Below are 21,691 nucleotides of genomic sequence, written 5' to 3' on the forward strand. Positions count from 1 at the left end.
TCGGTGCCCGGTTTCGCATTCTCCGAAGGGCCGAAAGAAACCGGGATGACGGTGCGTCGGGTGGCGCAGATGTGGGCCGAGTTGATGGACCGGCTCGGCTACCAGCGCTATGGCACCCAGGGCGGCGATCTCGGGGCCTACGTGGCACCCGAAATCGCCCGTATCGCACCGGATCGCGTGGTAGGTGTGCATATCGATGGCGGTATCGGCATGCCGACCGAGGCCGATGTGCCGACCATGACGCCGGAGGAACGCGCGGAATGGGATCAGATGCAAGGCTGGATGTCCGGCGGAGTGAACCACCACGTGCTACTGCGTGCCGCGCCACAGACTTTCGCGCATGCCTGGACCGATTCGCCGGTGGGCCTGCTCGCCTGGCTGATGCAGAAATTCAACGAGTTCACTCCGTTGGCCGAACTGGCCGAGGACGTCATGGACCGCGATCATCTGCTGACCAATATCAGCCTGTACTGGTTCACCAACACCGCGGGGACGTCGTCCTGGCCGATGTACAACGGACTCGGCGACGGCGGATTCGTCTGGCCTACCGGCCAAAAGGCGGTACCGACGGGCGTCTATGCGGGTGGTTCCGCACTCATGCTGCGACTCGCCGAGCGCGACAACACCATTGCGCACTGGCCCGAGGGCAATACCGGAAACCACTTCGTGCCGATGGAACTGCCGGATATGCACGTCGCCGATATCCGGGCGTTCTTCGGCAAGGTGGCTTGAGCGCTCAGTTGTTCTGGTGCGCGATTTCGTCCCGTGATACGGAGTCCGCGTGGTTCGGGACGGCGGGCGCCACCGGTTCCTGAGTCGAGGCGGGCTGTGCCGGTGCCGCGCCCTCGGGCGCCGGCGGCAGCACCGGACGATCCGGAACGTAGAACATCCCGACCGTCGGCGTCATCACGCAGTGCGCGAACGGGTAGTCGATCATGCCCCACATCGAGGCGATGACCGTGCCGGGACCGCTGGTCACGGTCTTCGACAGCGTCGGCATGTTGTATTCGGTCCGGTCGTCGAGCGTGGTGAGGCCGCTCGCACCGGTATTGACGTTCAGCCAGGCCACGACGAGCCCGGAGGACAGCGGTGCGCCCGAATGCGCGGGCGTCGCACTGAACCGCAGGGTGCCGGGCAGCGGGTCCGCGGCGCCATTGGGGTTGGAGCCGTCGGTGGAGGCCGCCGCGATGATCGTGGTGACCGGGCCGATGCTGCCGCAGCCGAAGGTCGGCGCGGCATAGGCGAACGGGGTGAAGGCGGCCGAGACATTGCGCAACTCGGCGATATCCACCAGCTTCGTGAACTGGTTGAGCGCGCCGACGCCCGCCTGTGCGGCCGGATCCGATCCGGCATCGGTGGTGAGCTGTTCGAGTCCGGTATCGACGGTGGATGGCTCGGCGACCGCCGTACCGGTGAGGGCGAGGACCGCGCCGATGCCGAGAGAGGTCACTGCCGCGGCGGCGCGTGCGATGGATCTGCCGTTCACTCGTTCTCCTCGATACCGAACACCGGGATAGCCCCGCCCCACGTGCAGCAACGTACCAGTTCGTCGCTTACGCCGCCCAGGGACTCACAACCAACCGCACCGGCCGCTGAGGGCCGACTCGCGACACATACCCGATCCGCCCTTGTGACCCACTCGGCAGTGAGAGATTACCGGGGGGTAGGTTTGACGCGGACGTACGAGACACACCGGGAGATGTGTATGAAACTAAGTCTGACGCCCGACGAGGTGGGCTTCCGCGACGAGCTGCGGAACTTCTACCGGACCGAGATCCCCGCAGACATCCGTGACCGCGTCAAATACGGCCACGAACTGTCCCGCGAGGACATCGTCACTTCGCACAAGATCCTCAACGACAACGGTCTGGCCGTGCCGAACTGGCCGGTCGCCTGGGGCGGCAAGGACTGGACGCCGATTCAGCGCCATATCTGGCAGGACGAAATGCAGCTGGCCTCGGTGCCCGAGCCGCTGACGTTCAACGCCCAGATGGTCGGCCCGGTGATCGCGCAATTCGGCTCGCAGGAGATCAAGGAGCGCTTCCTGCCGCCGACGGCCGCGCTGGATATCTGGTGGTGCCAGGGCTTCTCCGAGCCCGACGCCGGATCCGACCTGGCCTCGCTGCGCACCACCGCGGTGCGCGACGGTGACTCCTACATCGTCAACGGCCAGAAGATCTGGACCACCCTCGGCCAGTACGCGGACTGGATCTTCTGCCTGGTCCGCACCGATCCGAACGCACCGAAGAAGCAGGCGGGCATCTCCTTCCTGCTGTTCGATGTGAAGTCTCCCGGCGTCACCATTCGCCCGATCAAGCTGATCGACGGTGGCTATGAGGTCAACGAGGTCTTCTTCGAGAATGTGCGGGTGCCCGCCGATCAGCTGGTCGGCGAGGAGAACCAGGGCTGGAGCTACGCGAAATTCCTGCTCGGCAACGAGCGCACCGGCATCACCGGTGTCGGTCGTACCAAGGTCAAGCTCGGCGTCGCGAAGGATTACGCGCGCCAGACCAAGTCGGGTTCGGGCACCCTGCTCGAGGATCCGGTCTTCGCCGCGCGCATCGCCGAACTGGAGAACGAACTGCTCGCACTGGAACTGACCCAGTTGCGCGTGGTCTCGAACTCCTCGGACGGTAAGCCGAATCCGGCCTCGTCGGTGCTCAAGCTGCGCGGTTCCGAACTGCAGCAGGCCACGACCGAGCTGCTGCTCGATATCGCGGGCCAGGACGCACTCCCCGTCGATGCCGACGATATCGCCTCGCCCGGCTGGGCACAGCGCAGCGGCCCCAGCTATCTGAACTACCGCAAGACCACCATCTACGGAGGCTCCAGCGAGGTGCAGCGCACCATCATCGCCTCCACGATCCTCGGATTGTGAGGCGCCGCCATGGATTTCGAACTCACCGATGAACAGGTCATGCTGCGTGACACGGTTCGCGACCTGCTCGCCCGCAACTACGATCCCGAGACCCGCCTGAAGGTCACCGACACCGAACTCGGCTGGAGCCGCGATGTCTGGAACCAGCTGGCCGAACTCGGCGTGCTCGGCCTGAGCTTCACCGAGGAGGACGGCGGCGTCGGCGCCGGTCCGGTGGAGACCATGGTCGTGCTCGAGGAGATCGGGCGCAGACTCGCACCCGAACCGCTGCTGGATGCGGTGCTGGTGCCGGGCGGCCTGGTCGCGCGGGTCGGCAGTGCCGAACAGCGGCAGCGGATTCTGCCCGAGGTGACCGGCGGCACCAAACTGCTGGCGTTCGCGCATGCCGAGCCCGGCGTGCGCTGGCCGTCCACCGAACTCGCGACCACCGCTGTGCAGCAGGGGGATTCGTGGGTGCTGACGGGGCTGAAGAATCCGGTTCCGCACGGTGACAGCGCCGATGCGCTCGTGGTCAGCGCGGTGCTGCCGACCGGCGGCATCGGACTGTTCCTGGTGGATGCCGCCGGGGTGCAGCGCAAGGCGTACCGGACGCTCGACGGTCAGCGCGGCGCACAGATCGAATTCGACAACGTCCCAGGCGAATTGCTCGGTGACAATATCGACGCCGCCGAGGCGGTGCGGATCACGATCGGGCACGCCCAGGCCGCGCTGTGCGCGGAGTCCATCGGTGCGATGGCGGAGGCGCTGCGGCTGACGACGGATTATCTGAAGACGCGCAAGCAGTTCGGCGTCACGCTGTCGAAGTTCCAGACGCTGACCCAGCGGGCGGCGAATATGTACGTCTCGCTGGAACTGGCCCGCAGCATGAGCCTTTACGCGAATGCGTCGCTGGCCGATGGCGCCGACGACCCTGTCGTCGCGTCGCGGGCGCGGCTGCAGGTCGGCCGGTCGGCTCGGCATATCGGCCAGGAGGCGATCCAGATGCACGGCGGCATCGGCGTCACCGCGGAGTACCCGGTGAGCCATTACGTCGCTCGGCTCACCGCGATCGAGCGCACGCTCGGCGGCGGGCTGGAGCATCTGCGGGTGCTCAGTGCGCAGGTCGGTGACTACGACCTGCCGGAGCTGTAGGGTCCGGTAGTTCCGAACGGCGGCGTGTACGAGGTACGCGCCGCCGTTTCGCTATTCGTCGTCGCTGAGGCCCGGCGAGGTGGCCGTCGGCACGCGGCGCGTCGTCGGCGGCTCTTCGGTGGTCGGGTCGACGGCTGGACGCGGCTGGGTGGTCGGCGGCAGCTCGATCTCGGTGGTGAAAGCTGGTGGCGGCACGGCGTACGACGGGGAGGTCTCCGGCCCTCGGGGCGTGGATTCCGGCCGGGCCGACGGTGGAACGGTGAAATCGACCGACTTGCGCGGCGGTCCCGGGCGCGCGACCTGCCAGCTCGGCGACGGCGGGATGATCACCTTCGTCATCGCCGAGGTGCTGGTGCCGTAGCGCACGGCCGGGACGGCGTCGTCATTGGCGGATTTGATCGGCGGGGGTGCGACGTAGGTGTCGTGCTTGCCGATTCCGCAGGCGCCGATGAGAACGAGTCCGAGAGAGACCGCGCCCGCGGCGATTACCGGACCGGCGATCTTGGCCCTGCTGCTCTCCATCGGTAACACTCCTCGTCCGTTCGAGTGGAGCTCACAATAATCGAGGCCGGTCGACCCGGCCAGACGAGCACACGCTGTGCATGTGCGGTCCCAGCGTGAATTAAACAGTGGCGACTCAGATATCGAATTGATCTCTTCGGCGTGTCGCGGACACGTGTCGTGGTCGAACCACGTTCCGGGGCCGTAGCGTGTGTGATCAAAGTTACGCGTGAGACGCCAGTACCTAGATGAGAGACGCGCGGTGGAAATCGGGCGATGGCAATACTCTGATCGGCGTCATCGAGGAGTTGATGATGGGAGCTTACTCGACAACTCCGTTGCGAGCCTCCGCCGCGGCCGACGAATCGGCCGCCCCGGAAACTTCGCAGCAAGTCGTGTCGAACCCGCCAGTGCGCGCCCTGTCCACGATTTTGTCGCGGATAACGGCCTGGCTGATTTTCATCGGCGGCATCGTCGGAGCCGTGCTCGGCATCGCCGGACTGCACGTCGAAATCACTGTCGCCGGACTGATTCTGGCGTGCACAGCTGGTCTGGTGCTGTTGAAGCTACGCGCGGATCGGACCAGCTGAACCGTGCCGCGGCGGCGCGGAAAATCGAGAGCGCGCAGGGCTTCCGGGCTCTAGCGTAATTCGGTATGAGGATCGAGATCATCGCCGATGCCGCACGGTTCCGGTCGCTGACCGAGCCGTTTCTGCGGCGTGATCCGTTGCGGCACACGGTGATCACCACGGGCATCGCCAATCACGTGACCGGCATGCAGGTCGATGCCGACCGCTCGCGGTTCCTGTCCGTCCACGACGACGACGCGACGGTGATCGGCGTTGCCATGCGCGCGGCCGGACGCGGGGTGTATCTCGGTGAGTTGCCCGCGGGAAGCGTTGTGCCCGTTGCCGATGCGATGGCCGAGGTCGCCGCGGATGCGGGCGGGGTCGAGGGCGCGACCGACGATGCGACCGAATTCGCCGAGCACTGGGGTAAACGGCACGGTGTCGGCTATCGGGAGGCGTACTCGACCCGCCTCTACCGGCTCGCGGAACTGAGCCTCCCGAAAGTCGCCGGATCAGCCCGTCTCGCAACCGATTCCGATGTCGGGCTGTGCGTCGAATGGACCGAAGCCATGCGCCTCGAATCCGGAATGCCGCCGCCGACCCTGACCGCCATCGCCATCCGGAACCGCATCGCGACCGGTCGCTGGTGGCTGTGGGAACGCGACGGCGAGCCCGTCTCCCTTGCCGCACACCAGGTCCCGGTCTTCGGCTGGTCGCGAATCGGCCCCGTCTACACCCCACCCGCGCACCGCGGCAACGGCTACGCCAGCATCCTCACCGCCCACCTATCCCGCACCCTGCGCTGGAACAACCTGAACGCCTGCCTCTTCGCCGACATCGCCAACTCCACCGCGAACCATATCTACCGCACCATCGGCTTCGAACCCGTCCGCGATTTCGTGCATTACCAATTCACCTCGGCCGCAACCGCACTTGAGTGAGTAGCTGGCGTCGCATAGGCATTGGTGACCTTGCAGAGGCTGTGGAGCCTGTTGCCGAATTGCCGCGAATTTTGGCCGCGATCCAGGGCTCGCTGCTATGTCGACGACTGCCGCACAATCGTGCCCACCCGAAGGCGATTTGATCCCCGGCGTGTGACGTTGATGTGACGGAATAGCCGCCCGCCGACGCATTCGACAACAGGCTCTGTGGCTTTTGCGAGGTACGCACTGCCTGGAGGCGGTCAGGGGGCGGGAGTGACCCATTCGAAGGCGGCGGCTTTGGAGCGGGTGCCTTCGGCGGTGCGGGAGCGGTTGGGTTCGCCGAGGTCGGCGAGCAGGGATTCGGTGAGGGTTACCAGGGTGGCCAGGACCGGTGGGGTGAACCAGGTGGGGCGGGTGGCGAAGAGGATGTCTTCGGTGGAGGTGTTGCCGCTGGCGCCGGGGGCGAACGGGCAGCCGCCGAGGCCGCCGAGGGAGCCGTCGACCATGGTTGCTCCGGCCTGCAGGGCGGCGAGGGTATTGGCGACGCCCATGCCCCAGGTGTCGTGACCGTGGAAGACGATGCGGCGGTGCGGGGTTCGGTCGCGCACGGCCGAGATCAGCTCCGATACCTGGGTCGGGTGGGCCTGGCCGAGGGTGTCGGCGATGACGATGTCGGAAGCGCCCTCGGTGCGCGGGTCGTTGGCAATGGCCAGAACTCGCTCGGGATCGACGGGACCGTCGAAGGGGCAGGTGAAGCTGGTGGCGAGGCAGAGCTGGATTTCGCCGCCCGCCTCTCGCGCCAACCGGACCGCATCCGGCATCGCGGCGACACTGTCCTCGGTGCTGCGGCCGATATTGGCCTTGTTGTGCGCGTCCGATGCGGAGAAGCAGTACTGGAAGTTGCGCACGCCAGCGGCGGCGGCCTTCTCCACATGACGCGGCGTGGCCACCCAGATCCAACAGCGTTGCAGCTCTTCGGGACTCAACGCGGCAATGAGTTCCATGGTGTTGGCCATCGGCGGCACCAGATCGGGACGCGCCATCGACCCGATCTCCAGTGCGGGCACGCCCACGGCCAGCAGTTGGCGCGCGATATCCACCTTGCGCTCGACCGGCAGCACCTTTCCGGTCAACTGCAGCCCGTCGCGCAAGGTCACATCGCGCAGCATCACTCCTCCTCCCTGGCATCCCGGGTCGGCGGCGCCTGACGCATATGCATCGGCACGCACATCACCCCACCGCAGGGCTTTTCATTCGTGGCCGGGGTGGGATGCACCGTTGGGCGCGCGTGTCCGGGCGCACTCACTTCGCGCGCACCGCGCCCCGGCGGTCGACGCCTGCCGTATACCCGTCGCGTCATACCGCCTCCACTCCATCGATACCGGCGCGCATCACGCCTCCAATCCGGCGATATCGGCATCACTCATTCCGAGCAGTTCCGACAGCACCTCTCGCGTGTGCTCACCCAGGTCCGGTCCGACATTGCGGATCGGCAGGGACTTTTCACCGATCACCGGTACGATGCCGGGAAAGCCGACCGTCTTCGGTTGCGGCGCACCGACATCCACCGGGAACGGCTGAATCATATTGCGCGCCTTGTATTGCTCGTCGTCGACGATATCGGCGGCGGTGTAGATGGGGCCGCACGGAATGGCCGCCGCCTCCAACAGTTTCAGCGCCTCGTCGCGAGTGTGCCGCACGGTCCATTCGGCAATGGACGCGTCGAGCCGTTCGCGATTGCGCCAGCGCCCGGCATTGTCCCGCAGTTCCGGATCGGCGGCCAGATCGGGACGGCCGATCACCTCCATATAGCGCTGGAAGATGGCGTCCCCATTGCCGCCGATGATGATGCTCGCACCGTCGCTGGTCGGGTAGGCGTTGCTCGGCGCGATGCCTTCCATCCGCCCGCCGACCCGCTCGCGATTGATGCCGTAGGCAAGATAGTCGGGCACCAGCGATTCCATCACCGACAGGATCGCCTCGTTCAGCGCCACATCGATGACGCGTTCCCCCAGCGGGATCGACTCGTTGGTGCGTTGCCGCTGGAACAGCGCCATCACCGTGCCGAACGCCGCATAGATCCCCGCGATCGAATCACCGATGGACACGCCGACCCGCACCGGCGGCCGATCCGGATCACCGACGAGTTCGCGCAGCCCGCCGACCGCCTCGGCGACCGCGGCGAAACCGGGCCGCGCGGCCAGCGGCCCGGTCTGCCCATAAGCCGAGATCCGAGTGATCACCAGATCCGGATTGACTTCGTTCAGCACCTCCGGACCGAGGCCCCACTTCTCGAGCATGCCCGGCCGGAAATTCTCTAGCAGCACATCGCAGTGCCGGAGCAGATCCAGGACGATGCCCCGACCTGCCTCGGTGCGCAGATCCAGCGTGATCGACTTCTTGTTCCGGTTGATGGTGCGGTACAGCATCGAGGTATCGCCGCCGTAGAGTCGCCAGTTGCGCAGCTCGTCGCCGGCCTTCGGGCGCTCCACTTTGATCACCTCGGCACCGAAATCGCCGAGGATGCGACCAGCGGTCGGCGCGGCGATGTAATTGCCGAGTTCCAGGACGCGAACCCCGTCCAGCGGGCTGATACTCATGGCATCAGTCTGTACTATCGTGCCGCCCGGCAACGGCCCGACCTCGTACTTCGGCGTATGCCGATACCGCAACCGCACGGCCCCTCAACTGCCGCAGCACAATCGGCGTACTGCGGCAGCCGTGCGATCGTCGTCACACTTCGAGCGGGGAAGCTTCCTCGATGATCGAATAGTGTTCGGCATTGCCGTGGTGCGAGGTGCTCGCGACGCCGTCGACACCGACCGGGATATCGCCTGCGAGGGTGATCCGGGTCAGCTTGCGTGGCTGGTTGTCGTAGTCGTCGACGGCGTAGTGCTGGGTGGCGCGGTTATCCCAAATGGCGACGTCACCGGGCTGCCAGTTCCAGCGGATGGTGTTCTCCAGCCGGGTCACCCGGTCCTGGAACAGGCGGAACAGGGCCTGGGACTCGCTGGTTGAGACCCCGACGAAGCGCTTGACGAAGTGCCCGACCAGCAGGGCGCGTTCACCTGTCTCCGGGTGTACCCGCACCACCGGGTGCTCGGTCTCGTAGTAGTCGGACTGGAACTCGGCGCGGTAGGCGTCGGTATTCGGGTTGCTCCGGTCGACGTCGGTGGCGGCGTAGTCGTAGAGGTTGGTGTGCACCGCCCGCAGGCTCTCGGCCAGGCGCTCGAGCGGCTCCGGCAGCGAATCGTAGGCGGCGACGGTAGAGGCCCAGGTGGTGGAGCCGCCGTAGGTCGGCAGGGTGACCGCGCGCAGGATGGAGGCCTTCGGGATCCGGTCGACGAAGGTGACGTCGGTATGCCAGCTATTGGCGCGGCCGTACTCCGAGTCGATGGCCAGGCTCTTGACGCCGTGCGAGGTGACCGTGGGATGCGGGGTGGTCGGGGTGCCGAGCAGTTGCGCGAATTCGTACTGTCCGTCCTCGGTCAAATGGTCCTGGCCGCGGAAGAAGATGACCTTGTGCTCGAGCAGCGCGCGCCGGATCACCGCGACGGTTGCCGCGTCCACATCGCCGCCGAGCCGGACATTGTCGACCTGGGCGCCGATGCGAGCGCCGATTTTGGTCACGGTGGCGGTTGTCTGGGCGTAGTCGACCGTCATGAGATCACCTTCGCTGGGTTGAATCGGTTGATGCTCCTGGAGCACATCACCGAAACACCCACGCCGACCAGTGTTTTCGTCGCCATGATCGCAACGCCACGCCCCGCCGAGTGGAGTTATACGGCGGCTCGATGCATGTCGCAGAGGCGCCATTCGACCTGTGGTTGCGTTCTCGGGCGTTTGTCGACGGTCGTCAAATGGCGGTTGTCGGTGGCGTTTCCGGCCACCATTTGATTACCCTCGGTGAGCTGTCCGGTTGGGTCTGCTGACACCTGGACGGAGGCGGCGGATGCGGGACGGTCAGCCGACGTGCTCGCGCAGGTATGCCAGATCCTCGGCGACACCCTCGCCGGGCGTTTCCAGGACCACCGGGGCGTCCGCCGTCCGGCACACCTCGGCGAGCAACTCCGGATCGATCGTTCCGTCCGCGAAGTTGGCATGACGGTCCGCGCCCGAATTGAATTCGTCGCGGGAGGAGTTCAGGTGCACCAGGTCGATGCGGCCGGTGATGGCCTTGATCCGCTCGACGACGCCGACGAGATCCTCACCGCCCGCCCAAGCGTGGCAGGTGTCCAGGCAGAAGCCCGCGCCGAAATCGCCGACCGCGTCCCAGAGCCGGGCGATCGAATCGAAATGCCGGGCCATGGCGTGGTTGCCGCCCGCGGTGTTCTCGATCAGGATCGGCACCGCGAAGCCGCCCTTGTCCTGCTGACGCTCGAACAGCTTGCGCCAGTTATCGATTCCGGTCTCCAGTTCACCGTCGGAGCGGACATGTCCGCCGTGCACCACCAGACCGAACGCGCCGATATCGGCGGCGGCCTTCGCCTGCTGTGCGACCGCGTTGCGCGACGGCATGCGCAGGCGATTGTTCAGGCTGGCCACATTGATCTGATAGGACGAGTGCACGACCACATCGATCGGACTGGCGAGGATCTCCTCGGTCCGCGGATGCGGGGTCGGTTTGTCCCAACTCTGCGGGTCGACGACGAATAGTTGGATGACATCGGCGCCGAGTTTCTCACCGAAGCCGATCGGATCGCTGTCGAGCCGGACGTGTGCTCCAATGCGCATGGGGCCGAGCCTAACGAGTGCCACCGACGACGTCTTCGCCCACCGCAACGAACATGTTGCGTCCGGGCCGTGCGAACAGATACATCGGTAGGATCCAGGTGCTCGACCCGATATGGGGGGTGAATCCACTGTGCTGCGAACTGGCGATGTTTTCGCTGGATACACGATCAAACGTGTGCTCGGCCAGGGCGGTATGGGCACCGTCTACCTGGCCCAGCATCCGCGCCTGCCGCGCCTGACCGCGCTGAAATTGTTGAAGCGCGAACTGTATACCGATGCCGAGATCCGGCGCCGCTTCGAGCGGGAGGCCGATCTGGTCGCTCAGCTCGACCATCCGAATATCGTCACCGTCTACGACCGCGGTGCCGAGGACGAACAGCTGTGGATCTCTATGCAATTCGTGCCGGGCGCGGACGCGTCCTGCGCGGATGTCAACGTGCTCGCGCCGGGTCGCGCGGTGCAGATCGTCGTCGATACCGCGGCCGCACTGGATTTCGCACACGGCAACGGCGTGCTGCACCGCGATGTGAAACCCGCCAATATCCTGCTGGCCAAGGCGCCGATCGGGCAGCCGGAACGGGTGCTGCTCACCGACTTCGGCATCGCGGGCATGCGCGATGGCGAGTCCACGCTGAGTTCGGCCGGAACCATTACCGCCACACTGGCATACGCCGCGCCGGAACAACTGACCGGTACGCCGGATTACCTGGCCGACCAGTATTCACTGGCCTGCTCGCTGTTCTGGATGCTGACCGGTGCCGGGCCGTTCCAAGGGGCGAATCCCATGGCCGTCGTCAACGGGCATCTGTATGGGGCGATACCGTCACTGCGCCGGTATCGCCCCGACGTGCCGCCCGCGCTGGACGCGGTGCTGGCGCGGGCCATGGCCAAACGGCCCGCGGACCGATTCGGCAGCTGTACCGAATTCGCCGTGGCGGCTCGTCGGGCGCTGGTGTCGTCCGCGCCGCACCCGCCCCGAGCGAACGGTCCGTATCGCCCGCCCATGGGGATGGGCCCCGAATCGCGTTCCAGCACTGAACCTCCTCGCGATACCGGTCCGGCCCGAAACCCGGTGCCGTCCGGAAACTCGGTTCCCCCCAACACTTCCGAGCGGGTCGGAAGCAGCAGAACCGCCCGGCCGACCGAGCCGACCAGCCGCAGTGCCCCCGAGTCGCCGAGAACGTCCCAGCCGCGCCTGCCGCTGCCGCCACGTCGTTCGCCGCGACCAGGCACCATCGCCCTGCCCGATATCCCACGTCGCCCAGGCAGAACGCCGCCCGGACCCGCGCCGCGCCCTCCGCCATAGCCGGAAACAACGTCGATACCTATAAGTCGACGATAACCAGGGCTTAAGTGAATCCTGCTAAGGTTTCGATGTTTTCCGTGGTCAGGAGGTCCTGATCGCGCATTCTTATGCTGTACGCCCGTTCATCGGTGGGGTCCCGGTGGGCGGCGGGAAGTGGAGCAGACATGCTGGCCAGCGGTGACGTATTCGCCGGTTATGTCATCGATCGGCAATTGGGTCGCGGTGGCATGGGTTCGGTGTACCTGGCAAAACATCCGCGACTGCCGCGGATGACGGCGCTGAAGCTGCTGAATCGAGAGATGTTCTTCGATAAGGAGGTGCGGGCGCGGTTCGAGCGGGAGGCGGATCTGGTCGCCCAGCTCGATCACCCGAATATCGTCACCGTCTACGACCGCGGCCTCGAGGACGAGCAGCTGTGGATCTCGATGCAGTACATCGATGGCATCGATGCCGCATCGGTCGATCCCAAGTCGCTGCCGCCGGAGCGCGCGGTCCAGATCATCAAGGAGACCGCCGACGCACTCGACTACGCGCACGGCATGGGCGTACTGCACCGCGATGTGAAGCCCGCGAATATCCTGCTGGCCCGCTCCGGCGGCGGGCGCGGTGAGCGGGTCTACCTGACCGACTTCGGTATCGCGCGGCTGCGCGACGACACCGGCCACCTCACCCAGACCGGCACCTTCACCGCGACTCTGGCCTATGCCTCGCCCGAACAGCTGACCGGTGCTTCGCTCGATCACCGCTCGGACCAGTATTCACTGGCCTGCTCGCTGTTCTGGCTGTTCACCGGGTCCGGTCCGTTCGCCGCGACCAATCCGGCGGCGGTGATCCAGGGACATTTGCAGGGCACGCCCCCGGCATTGAGCAGCGTCCGTCCCGGACTGCCCTTCCAATTGGACGGGGTGCTGGCGAAGGCGATGGCCAAACGACCCGATGAGCGGTTCGCCTCGTGCTCGGAGTTCGCGCAAGCCGCCAAGCAGGCATTCGCCAATCCGAGCGTCCCGGCGATGCCGGTGGTCGGCCCGCGTCCGGGTACCGGACCGGCGATTCCGGTGACGGGAGCACCCCGGCCGGTCACCGGGCAGCCGATGCCCGTGACCGGTACGCCGCATCCGGTGACGAACGGTCCGTACCCGCAGACCGCCGGACCATATCCGCAGACCAGCGGCCCGTACCCGCAGACGAGCGCACCGCACACCGCGCAGCCGCAGCCGTTGGCGCCCACGACCGTCAATCCCGCTGCGCAGGGCACCCCGCGTCCGCAGCCGGTGCAGACCGCGCCGACCCAACAGCAACCGCATCCGAGCAATCCCTACAACCAGCAGCCGCTCGGATTCGCACCACGGCCGCCGATGAGCGGGCCGCGCCCGCCCGCACCGCCGCAGCGCAAATCGAATGTCGGGCTGATCGTCGCGCTGTGCGTCGGTCTGGTGATCCTGTTGGTGATCGTGCTCGCGATCATCGGCGTGGTATCGAACGGTGGTTCGTCGAACTCCGGTGGCGGCAGCACGACGACCTCGTCGAGTCACTCCAATGGCGGCAGCGGCTCGGTGGACGCGACCGCGGCCGCGATCAGCAAGGAGTTCCCGCGCATGGTGCCCGCCAGCGAATCCGATTCGGTCGGCTACAACGGCGCGAAATGCAATGCCCACAAGACCGGCGACCTGACCCTGCCCACGCCGGGCACGCCGGACTTCGGCGCTTGGGCCGCGCAGTGGGATTGCTACGGCGGCGGTGACAACGACGACCCGTTCTACACGATCTACGTCTACAAGAACGCCTCCGATGTGCAGAAGGCGCTGAGCAACCTGCCTTCCGACGCCACCAAGTCGACCGACACCAACGGTGGCAAGACCTACACCAACTACAAGTTCGTCAACGACGGGCCCAAGATCGTCACCGCGTTCACCGGCGACAGCAAGCGCGCCCAATTCCTCATGTACGCCGACGGTTTGGCGGGTGCTCAGGACAAGGTCCTGCGCTGGTGGCGCTCGGCCCCACTGAACTGACAGCCGAACCGGGCGCGAAAAATGGCTCGCGCCCGGTTCCGCTCGGCCCGTACAGTTCTGCGCATGTTCGGCCACACCATCGCTCTGGAGTCCGCGGTCGCGGACGCGATGGCGGCTGCCCTGGCAGCGTCCGCGGCAGTGGCTGCGGCGCACTTCGACGGCGCCCGAAGCTGACCTTCCCCGGGATGTCCCGGGACCTCTGACGGGGAAGGTGGCCCGTCGCAGAGAGGTCCCACGGCGAGATCGCCGGAAATCGTTTCCTAACCAGGGAAAGTCATGTCCAAGAAGACGTATGTGCGGACCAAGCCGCATCTGAACATCGGCACCATGGGTCACGTCGATCACGGCAAGACCACGTTGACCGCCGCCATCACCAAGGTGCTCGCCGAGCGCGGCGGCGGTAGCTTCGTGCCGTTCGACCGGATCGATCGGGCGCCGGAGGAGGCGTTGCGCGGCATAACCATCAATATCGCGCACGTCGAATACGAAACCGCCACACGGCATTACGCGCATATCGATATGCCGGGGCACGCCGACTTCGTGAAGAACATGATCACCGGCGCGTCCCAGCTCGATGGGGCGATCCTGGTGGTCTCGGCGCAGGACGGCGTGATGCCGCAGACGGCCGAGCATGTGCTGCTCGCGCGTCAGGTCGGGGTAGAGCACATCGTGGTCGCGCTCAACAAGGCCGACGCGGGTGATCCGGAACTGCTCGACCTGATCGAGCTCGAGGTACGCGAGCTGCTCAGCGCCCAGGGTTACCCGGGTGTGGAGCTGCCGGTCGTACGGGTTTCGGGTTTGCGTGCACTGGAAGGGGATTCGCGGTGGACCGCCGCGCTGCTCGACCTGCTGGACGCTGTGGACACCCATGTGCCGACGCCCGTGCGCTACACCGACGCGCCGTTCCTGCTCCCGGTGGAGAACGTCCTGACCATTACCGGTCGGGGCACCGTCATCACCGGTGCGGTGGAGCGCGGCCGGATTCGCCTCGGCGATCGGGTGCAGCTCTACGGCGGCGAGGAGCTGACCTCCGTTGTCACCGGGGTTGAAACCTTCGGCCGGACAATGGAGTTCGCGGAAGCGGGCGACAATGTCGCGCTGCTGCTGCGCGGCGTGCAGCGCGGTCAGGTGCGTCGCGGTCAGGTCGCGGCGGAACCGGGCAGCATCGCGGTGCACACCCGGTTCACGGCGCGCGTGTACCTGCTGGGCACGGCGGAGGGCGGTCGGCGCACACCGATCGCCACCGGCTACCGCCCGCAGTTCTACGTGCGCACCGGTGACGTCGTCGGCAACGTCACGCTGCCCGTCGCCGTCGCCCGTCCTGGCGAAACCATCGACCTGACAGTCGAATTGGGCCGCCCGGTCCCGCTGGAGCCTGGCCTCGGCTTCGCCATCCGCGAGGGCGGGCGGACCGTCGGCGCGGGCACCGTCCTGACCGTCGGCTAGCCCTGCCCGGTGTTGGGCATGTGCGAGCATCGTGCGTGCCCAACACCCTGGCCGGGAGCTGTCGCATCGGCAGTGTTATGTGATTTTATCGACGGGTCTGACAAGTTCGGCTGGCTCGACGGCCTTCGCAGTGGACGAATGAACACGGGAAGAGGGAGGACGACGTGATCAGCGATCGGCGGCAACGCGCACAACGGTTCGTCGAGTTGCACCGGGAAGGTTGCTTCCTGCTGCCGAATGCGTGGGATGCGGGCAGTGCCCGGATTCTGGAATCGGCCGGGTTTCCCGCGGTGGCCACCACCAGCGCCGGTATCGCGTTCTCCCTCGGACGTCCAGATCACGACTTCTTCGCCGAGCACGAGGACGGGCGGGTCGATCGCGAGACGATGCTGGGGCGGGTGCGCGAGATCGTCGACGCGGTCGGGGTGCCGGTCAGCGCCGATCTCGAAGAGGGATACGGCGAGAAACCCGAGACGGTGGCGACCACGATCGCGTCGGCGCTCGATGCCGGTGCGGCGGGCGGGAATATCGAAGACTTCACCGGCGACAGCACGCGACCGCTCTATGACCTGGAGTTGTGCGCGGACCGCATCCGCGCGGCCCGCGCTGCCATAGACAGCAGCGGGGAGCCGTTCGTTCTGGTCGGCCGCACCGATGGTCTCCTGGTCGATATCTCGCTCGACGAATGCATCCGGCGGGCCAACGCCTACCTGGCAGCAGGTGCCGACTGTGCGTTCGTTCCGGGTGCCAGCGATGCCGCAACCATCGGCACACTGGTGCGCGAACTCGACGGCCCGCTCAATGTGGTCATGGGCTTGACCGGCAACGCACTGTCCCTCGACGACCTGCGCGAGCTCGGCGTACGCCGAGTCACGGTCGGCGGCAGCATCTTCCGCGCCATGTACCGTCAATTGCTCGATACCGCACACGAATTGGCCGACCGCGGCACCTTCACCTACGCCGCCGAACAACTCACTCAGAACGACTTCAACAACCTCTTCCGCCGCTGATCCGGGCTCCAGACGGCCGCATTCGCGCGGTTCCCGCACGTCGGGCGGCAAGGATTGTGTCGAGGTCGCGTTCCTCGAACTGGGCCGGGGGCACCGCGGGCGTGAATTACGGCGAGGTCGATCGCCGGTAGGACCGACGAACGAGAGGCTCGGCACTGCGAGTGCCGGGCCTTTTGTCGCGGGCAGCACACTCTTCCCAGGCATAGCGCGAAAGCGGGCGCTGAGCCTTGCCTGCCCCACATTGATCGTAGTACTGTCCAGACACGTGTCCATCACGTGTGTGGACAGATATCCCAGGAGGATTTCATGACCCTGGTCAAGCCGCTGCGGGTTTCCGGAGGCGATCACGAGCATGGGCATCTCGAGGAATTCCGCGTCGATCCACTGGCTTTGATGCGGCGGGTGCGGGCGGAATGCGGGGATGTCGGGGCGTTCGATCTGGCCGGGCGGCATGTGATTCTGCTGTCCGGCGCCGAGGCCAATGAGTTCTTCTTCCGATCCGGCGACGAGGATCTCGATCAGGCCGCCGCATATCCGTTCATGAAGCCGATTTTCGGTGCGGGCGTGGTGTTCGATGCCAGTCCGGAGCGGCGCAAGGAGATGCTGCACAACCAGGCATTGCGTGCGGAACAAATGCGCGGACATGCGGCGACCATCGGTCGCGAGGTCGAGCGCATGCTGGCGAACTGGGGCGACGAGGGTCAGATCGACCTGCTCGACTTCTTCGCCGAGCTGACCATCTACACGTCCTCGGCCTGCCTGATCGGCAAGCGCTTCCGCGATGAACTCGACGAACGCTTCGCCCACCTCTACCACGATCTGGAGCGCGGCACCGACGCGCTGGCCTATGTGGATCCGTATGCGCCGATCGAAAGCTTCCAGCGTCGCGACGCCGCTCGCGTGGAACTGGTCGAATTGGTGCAGGGCATCATGGACGGCCGCGCCGCGAATCCGTCCGCGAACAAGGAAGATCGGGACATGCTCGACATCCTGATCTCGATCAAGGACGAACAGGGGCAGCCGCGATTCAGCGCGAGCGAAATCACCGGAATGTTCATCTCGATGATGTTCGCGGGCCATCACACCACTTCGGGTACCGCGGCGTGGTCGGTCATCGAATTGCTCAGGCATCCGGCGGAATTGCGTCGCGTCGTCGATGAACTCGACGAGTTGTACGCCGACGGCTCCGATATCAGTTTCGGCGCGCTGCGCCAGATTCCGAATCTGGAGGCGGTGGTCAAGGAGACACTGCGGCTGCATCCGCCGCTGATCATTCTGATGCGGGTGGCGCAGGGCGAATTCGAGGTGTGCGGACATCGCATCGCACCGGGCGATCTGGTCGCGGCGACTCCGGCCATCTCCAACCGGATTCCGGAGGACTTCCCGAATCCGGATCTGTTCGACCCGAACCGCTATATCGATCCGAATCAGGCCGATATCGTCAACCGCTGGACCTGGATCCCCTTCGGGGCTGGCAGACATCGCTGTGTCGGTGCGGCCTTCGCGCTCATGCAGCTCAAGGCGATTTTCTCGATACTGCTGCGGGACTGGGAATTCGAAATGGCACAACCATCCGACAGCTATCGAAACGATCACAGCAAGATGGTGGTGCAGCTGCAACAGCCCTGTGCGGTGCGCTACCGCAGGCGGCGAAAGCTCTAGGCAAACGCCCAGTTACGAGAGTGTGAGCGGGAAGATTCTGGGCCCCATGGACTTCCGAATTCGCTTGTAGTGTGAAGACATGATCACGCTCAAAAAGGAAGATGGCGCCGCTGATCTCAACGGCATCACCAAGCTGACGGTCGGGGTGAGCTGGGACCCGTCGGGGGGCACCAGCGGCGGCGCGGTCGGACTATTGCGCCGCAAGCGCGGTGTGGACCTGGATCTGATCGCCATCCTCATGCAAGGCGCCGAGCCGGTGCGTTTCGCCGGACTCGACTCCCTCGACCCGCTCGGCAACGGTTCGGTCCAGCACACCGGCGACGAACAGACCGGCGCGGCCTCCGGTGACGACGAATCGGTGCACGTCACCTTCGCGAATGTGCCCGAGGCCATCGACGCGATCATCTTCGTGGCCGCGGCATTCAAGAAGGGCTCCTCGTTCGAGAAGGCCAACAACATCAGTTTCAAGGTCTACGACGCGACCGGCGGCAGTGCCCAGCAGGTGGCCGATATCTGGCCGTCGCTGCTCGGCACGGATAACGCCAATGCCGTGGCCAAGGCATTCCGCAACGGCGGAAGCTGGCAGCTCGAGGTGCTCAATCGCAAGGGCAAGATCAAGCAGGGCGATAAGCAGGCCCTGCTGCGCTTCGCCATGGCGTGAGCAAGCGGGCCGGAGCTCGGACGCCGAGCTCCGGCCGCTATTGCTACAGAACCGATTCGACGGCGGAGACGACCGCGGCGTCGTCGGGGGTGGTGCGCGGCCGGAACCGGCCGACCACCGCACCCTCGCGATCGATCAGGAATTTCTCGAAGTTCCACTGGATATCACCGGCCGTGCCCTCGGCATCCGCGGCCTCCACCAGCGCCTGGTAGAGCGGATGCCGCTCGTCGCCGTTGACATCGGTCTTCTCCAGCAACGGAAAGTCGACGCCATAGGTGGTCGAGCAGAATTCCGCGATCTCCTCGGCGGTACCCGGCTCCTGGCCCATGAACTGGTTACACGGCACGCCGACCACGCTGAAACCGCGGTCGCCATAAGTTTTCTGAAGTTCGACGAGTCCGGTGTACTGCGGCGTCAGCCCACACTTGGAGGCCACATTGACCAGCAGTACCGCCTTATCTCCGACCAATTCGCCCAGTGTTGCCGGGTCGCCGGAGAGGGTACGTAGGGGAATGTTGCGGATATTCATTCGTATCGCACCTGCCAGTTCTTGATTCCGTTGATCCACCCCGATCGCAACCGTACCGGATCGGCGATCTGGCTGATCTGGGGCATGACATCGGCGATCGCGTTGAACATCAGGTCGATCTCCAGTCGCGCCAGATTCGCCCCGACGCAATAATGCGCGCCGGTGCCGCCGAATGCGACGTGCGGATTGGGATCGCGCAATATGTCGAAGGTGAACGGATTCTCGAAGGCGTCCTCGTCGAAGTTGGCCGAACTGTAGAAGATTCCCAGCCGCTGCCCCTGCTTGATCTGCTGTCCACCGAGTTCGGTGTCCTGGGCCGCGGTGCGCTGGAAGGCATTCACCGGGGTCGCCCACCGGACGATCTCGTCGGGTGCGGTGCGCGGCCGCTGCTCCCGATACAGCTCCCACTGCTCCGGATGGTCCACGAAGGCCTTCATGCCGTGGGTAATGGCATTGCGGGTGGTCTCATTGCCCGCGATGGCGAGCAGGATGACGAAGAATCCGAATTCGTCCGAACCGAGCGCTTCGCCGTCGACATCGGCGTGCACCAATTGGCTGACGATGTCGTCGACCGGACAGGCGCGGCGCTCTTCGGCCATATTCCAGGCGTAGCCGAGGATTTCGGTGAAGGCGGTGGTGGCGTCGCCGTACTCCGGATCGTCGTAGTTCAGCGTCTGGTTGGACCATTCGAACAGCTTGTGGCGGTCGTCGTTCGGCACGCCGAGCAGTTCCGCGATGGCCTGCAGCGGCAGTTCGCAGGCGACCTGCTGGACGAAGTCGCCACCCCCGGTTCGCTTGGCCTCGTGCACGATTCGCGCCGCGCGTTCGGTGAGCGCGGCGCGCAGGCCCTCCACCGCACGCGGGGTGAATCCCTTGGAGACGATCCGGCGGGTCTTGGCATGCTTTGGCGCATCCATGTTCACCAGCAGCGCACCGGTGAGTTCGATCTGCTCCGGCGTGACATCGTCGGGCAGCCGGATGATCGCGCCCTTCTGTGCGGAGGAATAGATTTCCGGGCTGCGCGAAATCTCCTTCACGTCTTCGTGTTTGCTGACCACCCAGTACCCGCCATCGCGGAATCCGCCGGAGGTCGCATCCGGCTGCGCGCACCACCACACCGGTGCGGTGCGGCGCAGGGTCGCGAATTCCTCGACCGGCATGCGGTTTTCCCACAGCGCGGGATCGGTGAAATCGAAGCCTGCCGGGAACGCGGGCGCTGCCATAGCTACCTCCTGGGGTGAAAAGTGTTTCAGCGCAGCCTGAGCCGACGCATGAGTCGTAGGGTCGTCAGCGTGGTCTTCAGCTGCTTCTCGTAGGGCAGACCCGCGCGGGCGGCCATCACCTGGCGCTTCTGCACGCCGATATTCACGGTGTCGGTGTATTTGAGCAGGCCCTGATCGCCGTGCCTGGTGCCGACGCCGGATTGTTTGACGCCGCCGGAGGGGGTGCCCTTGGCGGCGTAGGTCGTCACGAAGCCGTCGTTGATATTGATATTCCCGGCCTCGAGCTGCGCGCCGATTCGGTTGGCGCGGGCCAGCTCTCGGCTCCACACGCTGGCGTTCAGGCCGTAGGTGGTGTCGTTGGCGAGCCGGATGGCCTCCTGCTCGTCGGAGAACCGGTAGACGCTCACCACCGGACCGAAGGTCTCCGCGGTCGCGTGCGTCATCTCGGCGGTGACATCGGTGAGCACAGTGGGTTCATAGAAGGCCGGGCCGATATCCGGTCGCGCCTTGCCGCCGGTCAGCACGGTCGCGCCCTTCGCGCGCGCATCCTCGACGTGCGCCGCGACCCGCTCCATATGCTGCACCGAGACCAGCGAGCCGAATTCCGGTGTGAAGTCGTAGGCCGCGCCGATCTCGGCATTCAATTCGTCTGCCGCCGTGACCAATCGGCGCACGAACTCGTCGTACAACCTGTCCTGCACATAGATCCGTTCGATGTGCATACAGGCCTGGCCCGAATTCGCGAAGACCGCGAAGGACGCACCGGGAATGACTTCGTCGAGATTCGCGTCGTCCAGCACGATCATCGGGTTCTTGCCGCCGAGTTCGAGACTGCAGCCGATCAGATTGCGGCCCGCGCCTTCGCCGACCACCCGCCCGGTCGCGGTCGAGCCGGTGAACATGACGAAGTCGGCGTTGTCGATCAACGTCGGCCCCACATCGGGACCCGCACCGCAGACGACCTGGAACAGCCCCTTCGGCAGACCGGCCTTGTACAGCAGCTCCACCCCGAACAGCGCACAGAGCGCGGTCTTGTTATCGGGCTTGAGTACCACGCCATTGCCCGCCATCAGCGCGGGCATCGAATCCGAGAGCGCGATGGCGAA

The 21,691-nt window shown here is 65.8% G+C and carries 20 protein-coding genes; 11 read left to right on the top strand and 9 right to left on the bottom strand.

What is annotated here, in order from left to right; all coding sequences use genetic code 11:
• A partial coding sequence (locus tag NP3_RS34425) for an alpha/beta hydrolase (RefSeq protein ID WP_218024989.1) occupies positions 1-732 on the top strand: 732 nt, incomplete at its 5' end.
• 4 nt (positions 733-736) lie between these two features.
• Here NP3_RS34425 and NP3_RS34430 read toward each other — a convergent pair.
• Entirely contained in the window at positions 737-1,486 is a 750-nt protein-coding gene (locus tag NP3_RS34430; protein ID WP_063045910.1) for a hypothetical protein, read from the bottom strand.
• 219 nt (positions 1,487-1,705) lie between these two features.
• Here NP3_RS34430 and NP3_RS34435 point away from each other — a divergent pair, with 219 nt between their 5' ends.
• Positions 1,706-2,878, top strand: coding sequence for an acyl-CoA dehydrogenase family protein (locus NP3_RS34435; protein WP_063045911.1), 1,173 nt, complete (start codon positions 1,706-1,708; stop codon positions 2,876-2,878).
• A 9-nt stretch (positions 2,879-2,887) separates the two neighbouring features.
• Positions 2,888-4,009: an acyl-CoA dehydrogenase family protein gene (locus tag NP3_RS34440; protein ID WP_063045912.1), complete on the top strand. Its 1,122-nt coding sequence runs from the start codon at positions 2,888-2,890 to the stop codon at positions 4,007-4,009.
• Positions 4,010-4,060: 51 nt separating this feature from the next.
• Here the strand turns inward: NP3_RS34440 and NP3_RS34445 are convergent, their stop codons facing one another.
• Entirely contained in the window at positions 4,061-4,531 is a 471-nt protein-coding gene (locus NP3_RS34445; RefSeq protein WP_063045913.1) for a superantigen-like protein SSL4, read from the bottom strand.
• A gap of 227 nt (positions 4,532-4,758) precedes the next feature.
• On the opposite strand from NP3_RS34445, the gene NP3_RS46270 reads away from it, so the two are divergent.
• Positions 4,759-5,100: a hypothetical protein gene (locus NP3_RS46270; protein WP_063824986.1), complete on the top strand. Its 342-nt coding sequence runs from the start codon at positions 4,759-4,761 to the stop codon at positions 5,098-5,100.
• 65 nt (positions 5,101-5,165) lie between these two features.
• Positions 5,166-6,020, top strand: coding sequence for a GNAT family N-acetyltransferase (locus tag NP3_RS34455; RefSeq protein WP_063045914.1), 855 nt, complete (start codon positions 5,166-5,168; stop codon positions 6,018-6,020).
• Between the two features lie 242 nt (positions 6,021-6,262).
• On the opposite strand, the gene NP3_RS34460 is transcribed toward NP3_RS34455, so the two are convergent.
• From NP3_RS34460 to NP3_RS34475, 4 genes are all read right to left on the bottom strand, one after another.
• On the bottom strand, positions 6,263-7,171 hold the full coding sequence (locus NP3_RS34460; RefSeq protein WP_063045915.1) for a hydroxymethylglutaryl-CoA lyase: 909 nt from the start codon (positions 7,169-7,171) through the stop codon (positions 6,263-6,265).
• A gap of 222 nt (positions 7,172-7,393) precedes the next feature.
• The gene (locus tag NP3_RS34465) at positions 7,394-8,602 is read right to left on the bottom strand and encodes a CaiB/BaiF CoA transferase family protein (RefSeq protein ID WP_063045916.1); all 1,209 of its coding nucleotides are present in this window, start codon (positions 8,600-8,602) and stop codon (positions 7,394-7,396) included.
• A 133-nt stretch (positions 8,603-8,735) separates the two neighbouring features.
• Positions 8,736-9,665: a TauD/TfdA dioxygenase family protein gene (locus NP3_RS34470; protein ID WP_063045924.1), complete on the bottom strand. Its 930-nt coding sequence runs from the start codon at positions 9,663-9,665 to the stop codon at positions 8,736-8,738.
• A 300-nt stretch (positions 9,666-9,965) separates the two neighbouring features.
• Positions 9,966-10,736 (bottom strand): deoxyribonuclease IV, encoded by a 771-nt coding sequence (locus NP3_RS34475; protein ID WP_040695028.1) that lies wholly within the window; start codon positions 10,734-10,736, stop codon positions 9,966-9,968.
• 112 nt (positions 10,737-10,848) lie between these two features.
• On the opposite strand from NP3_RS34475, the gene NP3_RS34480 reads away from it, so the two are divergent.
• From NP3_RS34480 to NP3_RS34505, 6 genes are all read left to right on the top strand, one after another.
• On the top strand, positions 10,849-12,042 hold the full coding sequence (locus tag NP3_RS34480) for a serine/threonine-protein kinase (protein ID WP_245721229.1): 1,194 nt from the start codon (positions 10,849-10,851) through the stop codon (positions 12,040-12,042).
• Between the two features lie 164 nt (positions 12,043-12,206).
• On the top strand, positions 12,207-14,054 hold the full coding sequence (locus tag NP3_RS34485; protein WP_063045917.1) for a serine/threonine-protein kinase: 1,848 nt from the start codon (positions 12,207-12,209) through the stop codon (positions 14,052-14,054).
• Between the two features lie 276 nt (positions 14,055-14,330).
• The gene (gene tuf, locus NP3_RS34490; protein WP_063045918.1) at positions 14,331-15,500 is read left to right on the top strand and encodes an elongation factor Tu; all 1,170 of its coding nucleotides are present in this window, start codon (positions 14,331-14,333) and stop codon (positions 15,498-15,500) included.
• 164 nt (positions 15,501-15,664) lie between these two features.
• Positions 15,665-16,510, top strand: a complete 846-nt coding sequence (locus NP3_RS34495) for an isocitrate lyase/PEP mutase family protein (protein ID WP_063824987.1) — start codon at positions 15,665-15,667, stop codon at positions 16,508-16,510.
• Positions 16,511-16,816: 306 nt separating this feature from the next.
• A complete protein-coding gene (gene cyp51, locus NP3_RS34500; RefSeq protein ID WP_063045927.1) occupies positions 16,817-18,172 on the top strand; it encodes a lanosterol 14-alpha demethylase in 1,356 nt (451 codons plus the stop codon).
• A gap of 79 nt (positions 18,173-18,251) precedes the next feature.
• Complete coding sequence (locus NP3_RS34505) at positions 18,252-18,833, top strand: TerD family protein (protein ID WP_063045919.1); 582 nt, start codon at positions 18,252-18,254, stop codon at positions 18,831-18,833.
• Between the two features lie 43 nt (positions 18,834-18,876).
• Here the strand turns inward: NP3_RS34505 and NP3_RS34510 are convergent, their stop codons facing one another.
• The 3 genes from NP3_RS34510 to NP3_RS34520 form a co-directional block, all read right to left on the bottom strand.
• The gene (locus NP3_RS34510; RefSeq protein ID WP_063045920.1) at positions 18,877-19,362 is read right to left on the bottom strand and encodes a glutathione peroxidase; all 486 of its coding nucleotides are present in this window, start codon (positions 19,360-19,362) and stop codon (positions 18,877-18,879) included.
• Positions 19,359-20,585: a cytochrome P450 gene (locus NP3_RS34515; protein ID WP_063045921.1), complete on the bottom strand. Its 1,227-nt coding sequence runs from the start codon at positions 20,583-20,585 to the stop codon at positions 19,359-19,361. Before NP3_RS34515 ends, NP3_RS34510 begins: the two co-directional genes overlap by 4 nt.
• A 26-nt stretch (positions 20,586-20,611) precedes the next feature.
• Positions 20,612-21,691, bottom strand: a 1,080-nt coding sequence (locus NP3_RS34520) for a succinic semialdehyde dehydrogenase (protein WP_063045922.1), incomplete at its 5' end; no start/stop codon positions are given.

The organism is Nocardia pseudovaccinii NBRC 100343, assembly GCF_001613225.1.
In the GTDB taxonomy this organism is placed as follows: domain Bacteria; phylum Actinomycetota; class Actinomycetes; order Mycobacteriales; family Mycobacteriaceae; genus Nocardia; species Nocardia pseudovaccinii.

Excerpts from the sequence above, each read along its gene's own strand:
- NP3_RS46270 (WP_063824986.1), top strand. The coding sequence starts at position 4,759 with ATGAGAGACGCGCGGTGGAAATCGGGCGATGGCAATACTCTGATCGGC.
- NP3_RS34445 (WP_063045913.1), bottom strand. The coding sequence starts at position 4,531 with ATGGAGAGCAGCAGGGCCAAGATCGCCGGTCCGGTAATCGCCGCGGGC.
- NP3_RS34455 (WP_063045914.1), top strand. The coding sequence starts at position 5,166 with ATGAGGATCGAGATCATCGCCGATGCCGCACGGTTCCGGTCGCTGACC.
- NP3_RS34480 (WP_245721229.1), top strand. The coding sequence starts at position 10,849 with ATGGGGGGTGAATCCACTGTGCTGCGAACTGGCGATGTTTTCGCTGGA.
- tuf (WP_063045918.1), top strand. The coding sequence starts at position 14,331 with ATGTCCAAGAAGACGTATGTGCGGACCAAGCCGCATCTGAACATCGGC.
- NP3_RS34485 (WP_063045917.1), top strand. The coding sequence starts at position 12,207 with ATGCTGGCCAGCGGTGACGTATTCGCCGGTTATGTCATCGATCGGCAA.
- NP3_RS34515 (WP_063045921.1), bottom strand. The coding sequence starts at position 20,585 with ATGGCAGCGCCCGCGTTCCCGGCAGGCTTCGATTTCACCGATCCCGCG.
- NP3_RS34465 (WP_063045916.1), bottom strand. The coding sequence starts at position 8,602 with ATGAGTATCAGCCCGCTGGACGGGGTTCGCGTCCTGGAACTCGGCAAT.
- NP3_RS34510 (WP_063045920.1), bottom strand. The coding sequence starts at position 19,362 with ATGAATATCCGCAACATTCCCCTACGTACCCTCTCCGGCGACCCGGCA.
- NP3_RS34470 (WP_063045924.1), bottom strand. The coding sequence starts at position 9,665 with ATGACGGTCGACTACGCCCAGACAACCGCCACCGTGACCAAAATCGGC.
- NP3_RS34475 (WP_040695028.1), bottom strand. The coding sequence starts at position 10,736 with ATGCGCATTGGAGCACACGTCCGGCTCGACAGCGATCCGATCGGCTTC.
- NP3_RS34440 (WP_063045912.1), top strand. The coding sequence starts at position 2,888 with ATGGATTTCGAACTCACCGATGAACAGGTCATGCTGCGTGACACGGTT.
- NP3_RS34505 (WP_063045919.1), top strand. The coding sequence starts at position 18,252 with ATGATCACGCTCAAAAAGGAAGATGGCGCCGCTGATCTCAACGGCATC.
- NP3_RS34435 (WP_063045911.1), top strand. The coding sequence starts at position 1,706 with ATGAAACTAAGTCTGACGCCCGACGAGGTGGGCTTCCGCGACGAGCTG.
- NP3_RS34460 (WP_063045915.1), bottom strand. The coding sequence starts at position 7,171 with ATGCTGCGCGATGTGACCTTGCGCGACGGGCTGCAGTTGACCGGAAAG.
- cyp51 (WP_063045927.1), top strand. The coding sequence starts at position 16,817 with ATGACCCTGGTCAAGCCGCTGCGGGTTTCCGGAGGCGATCACGAGCAT.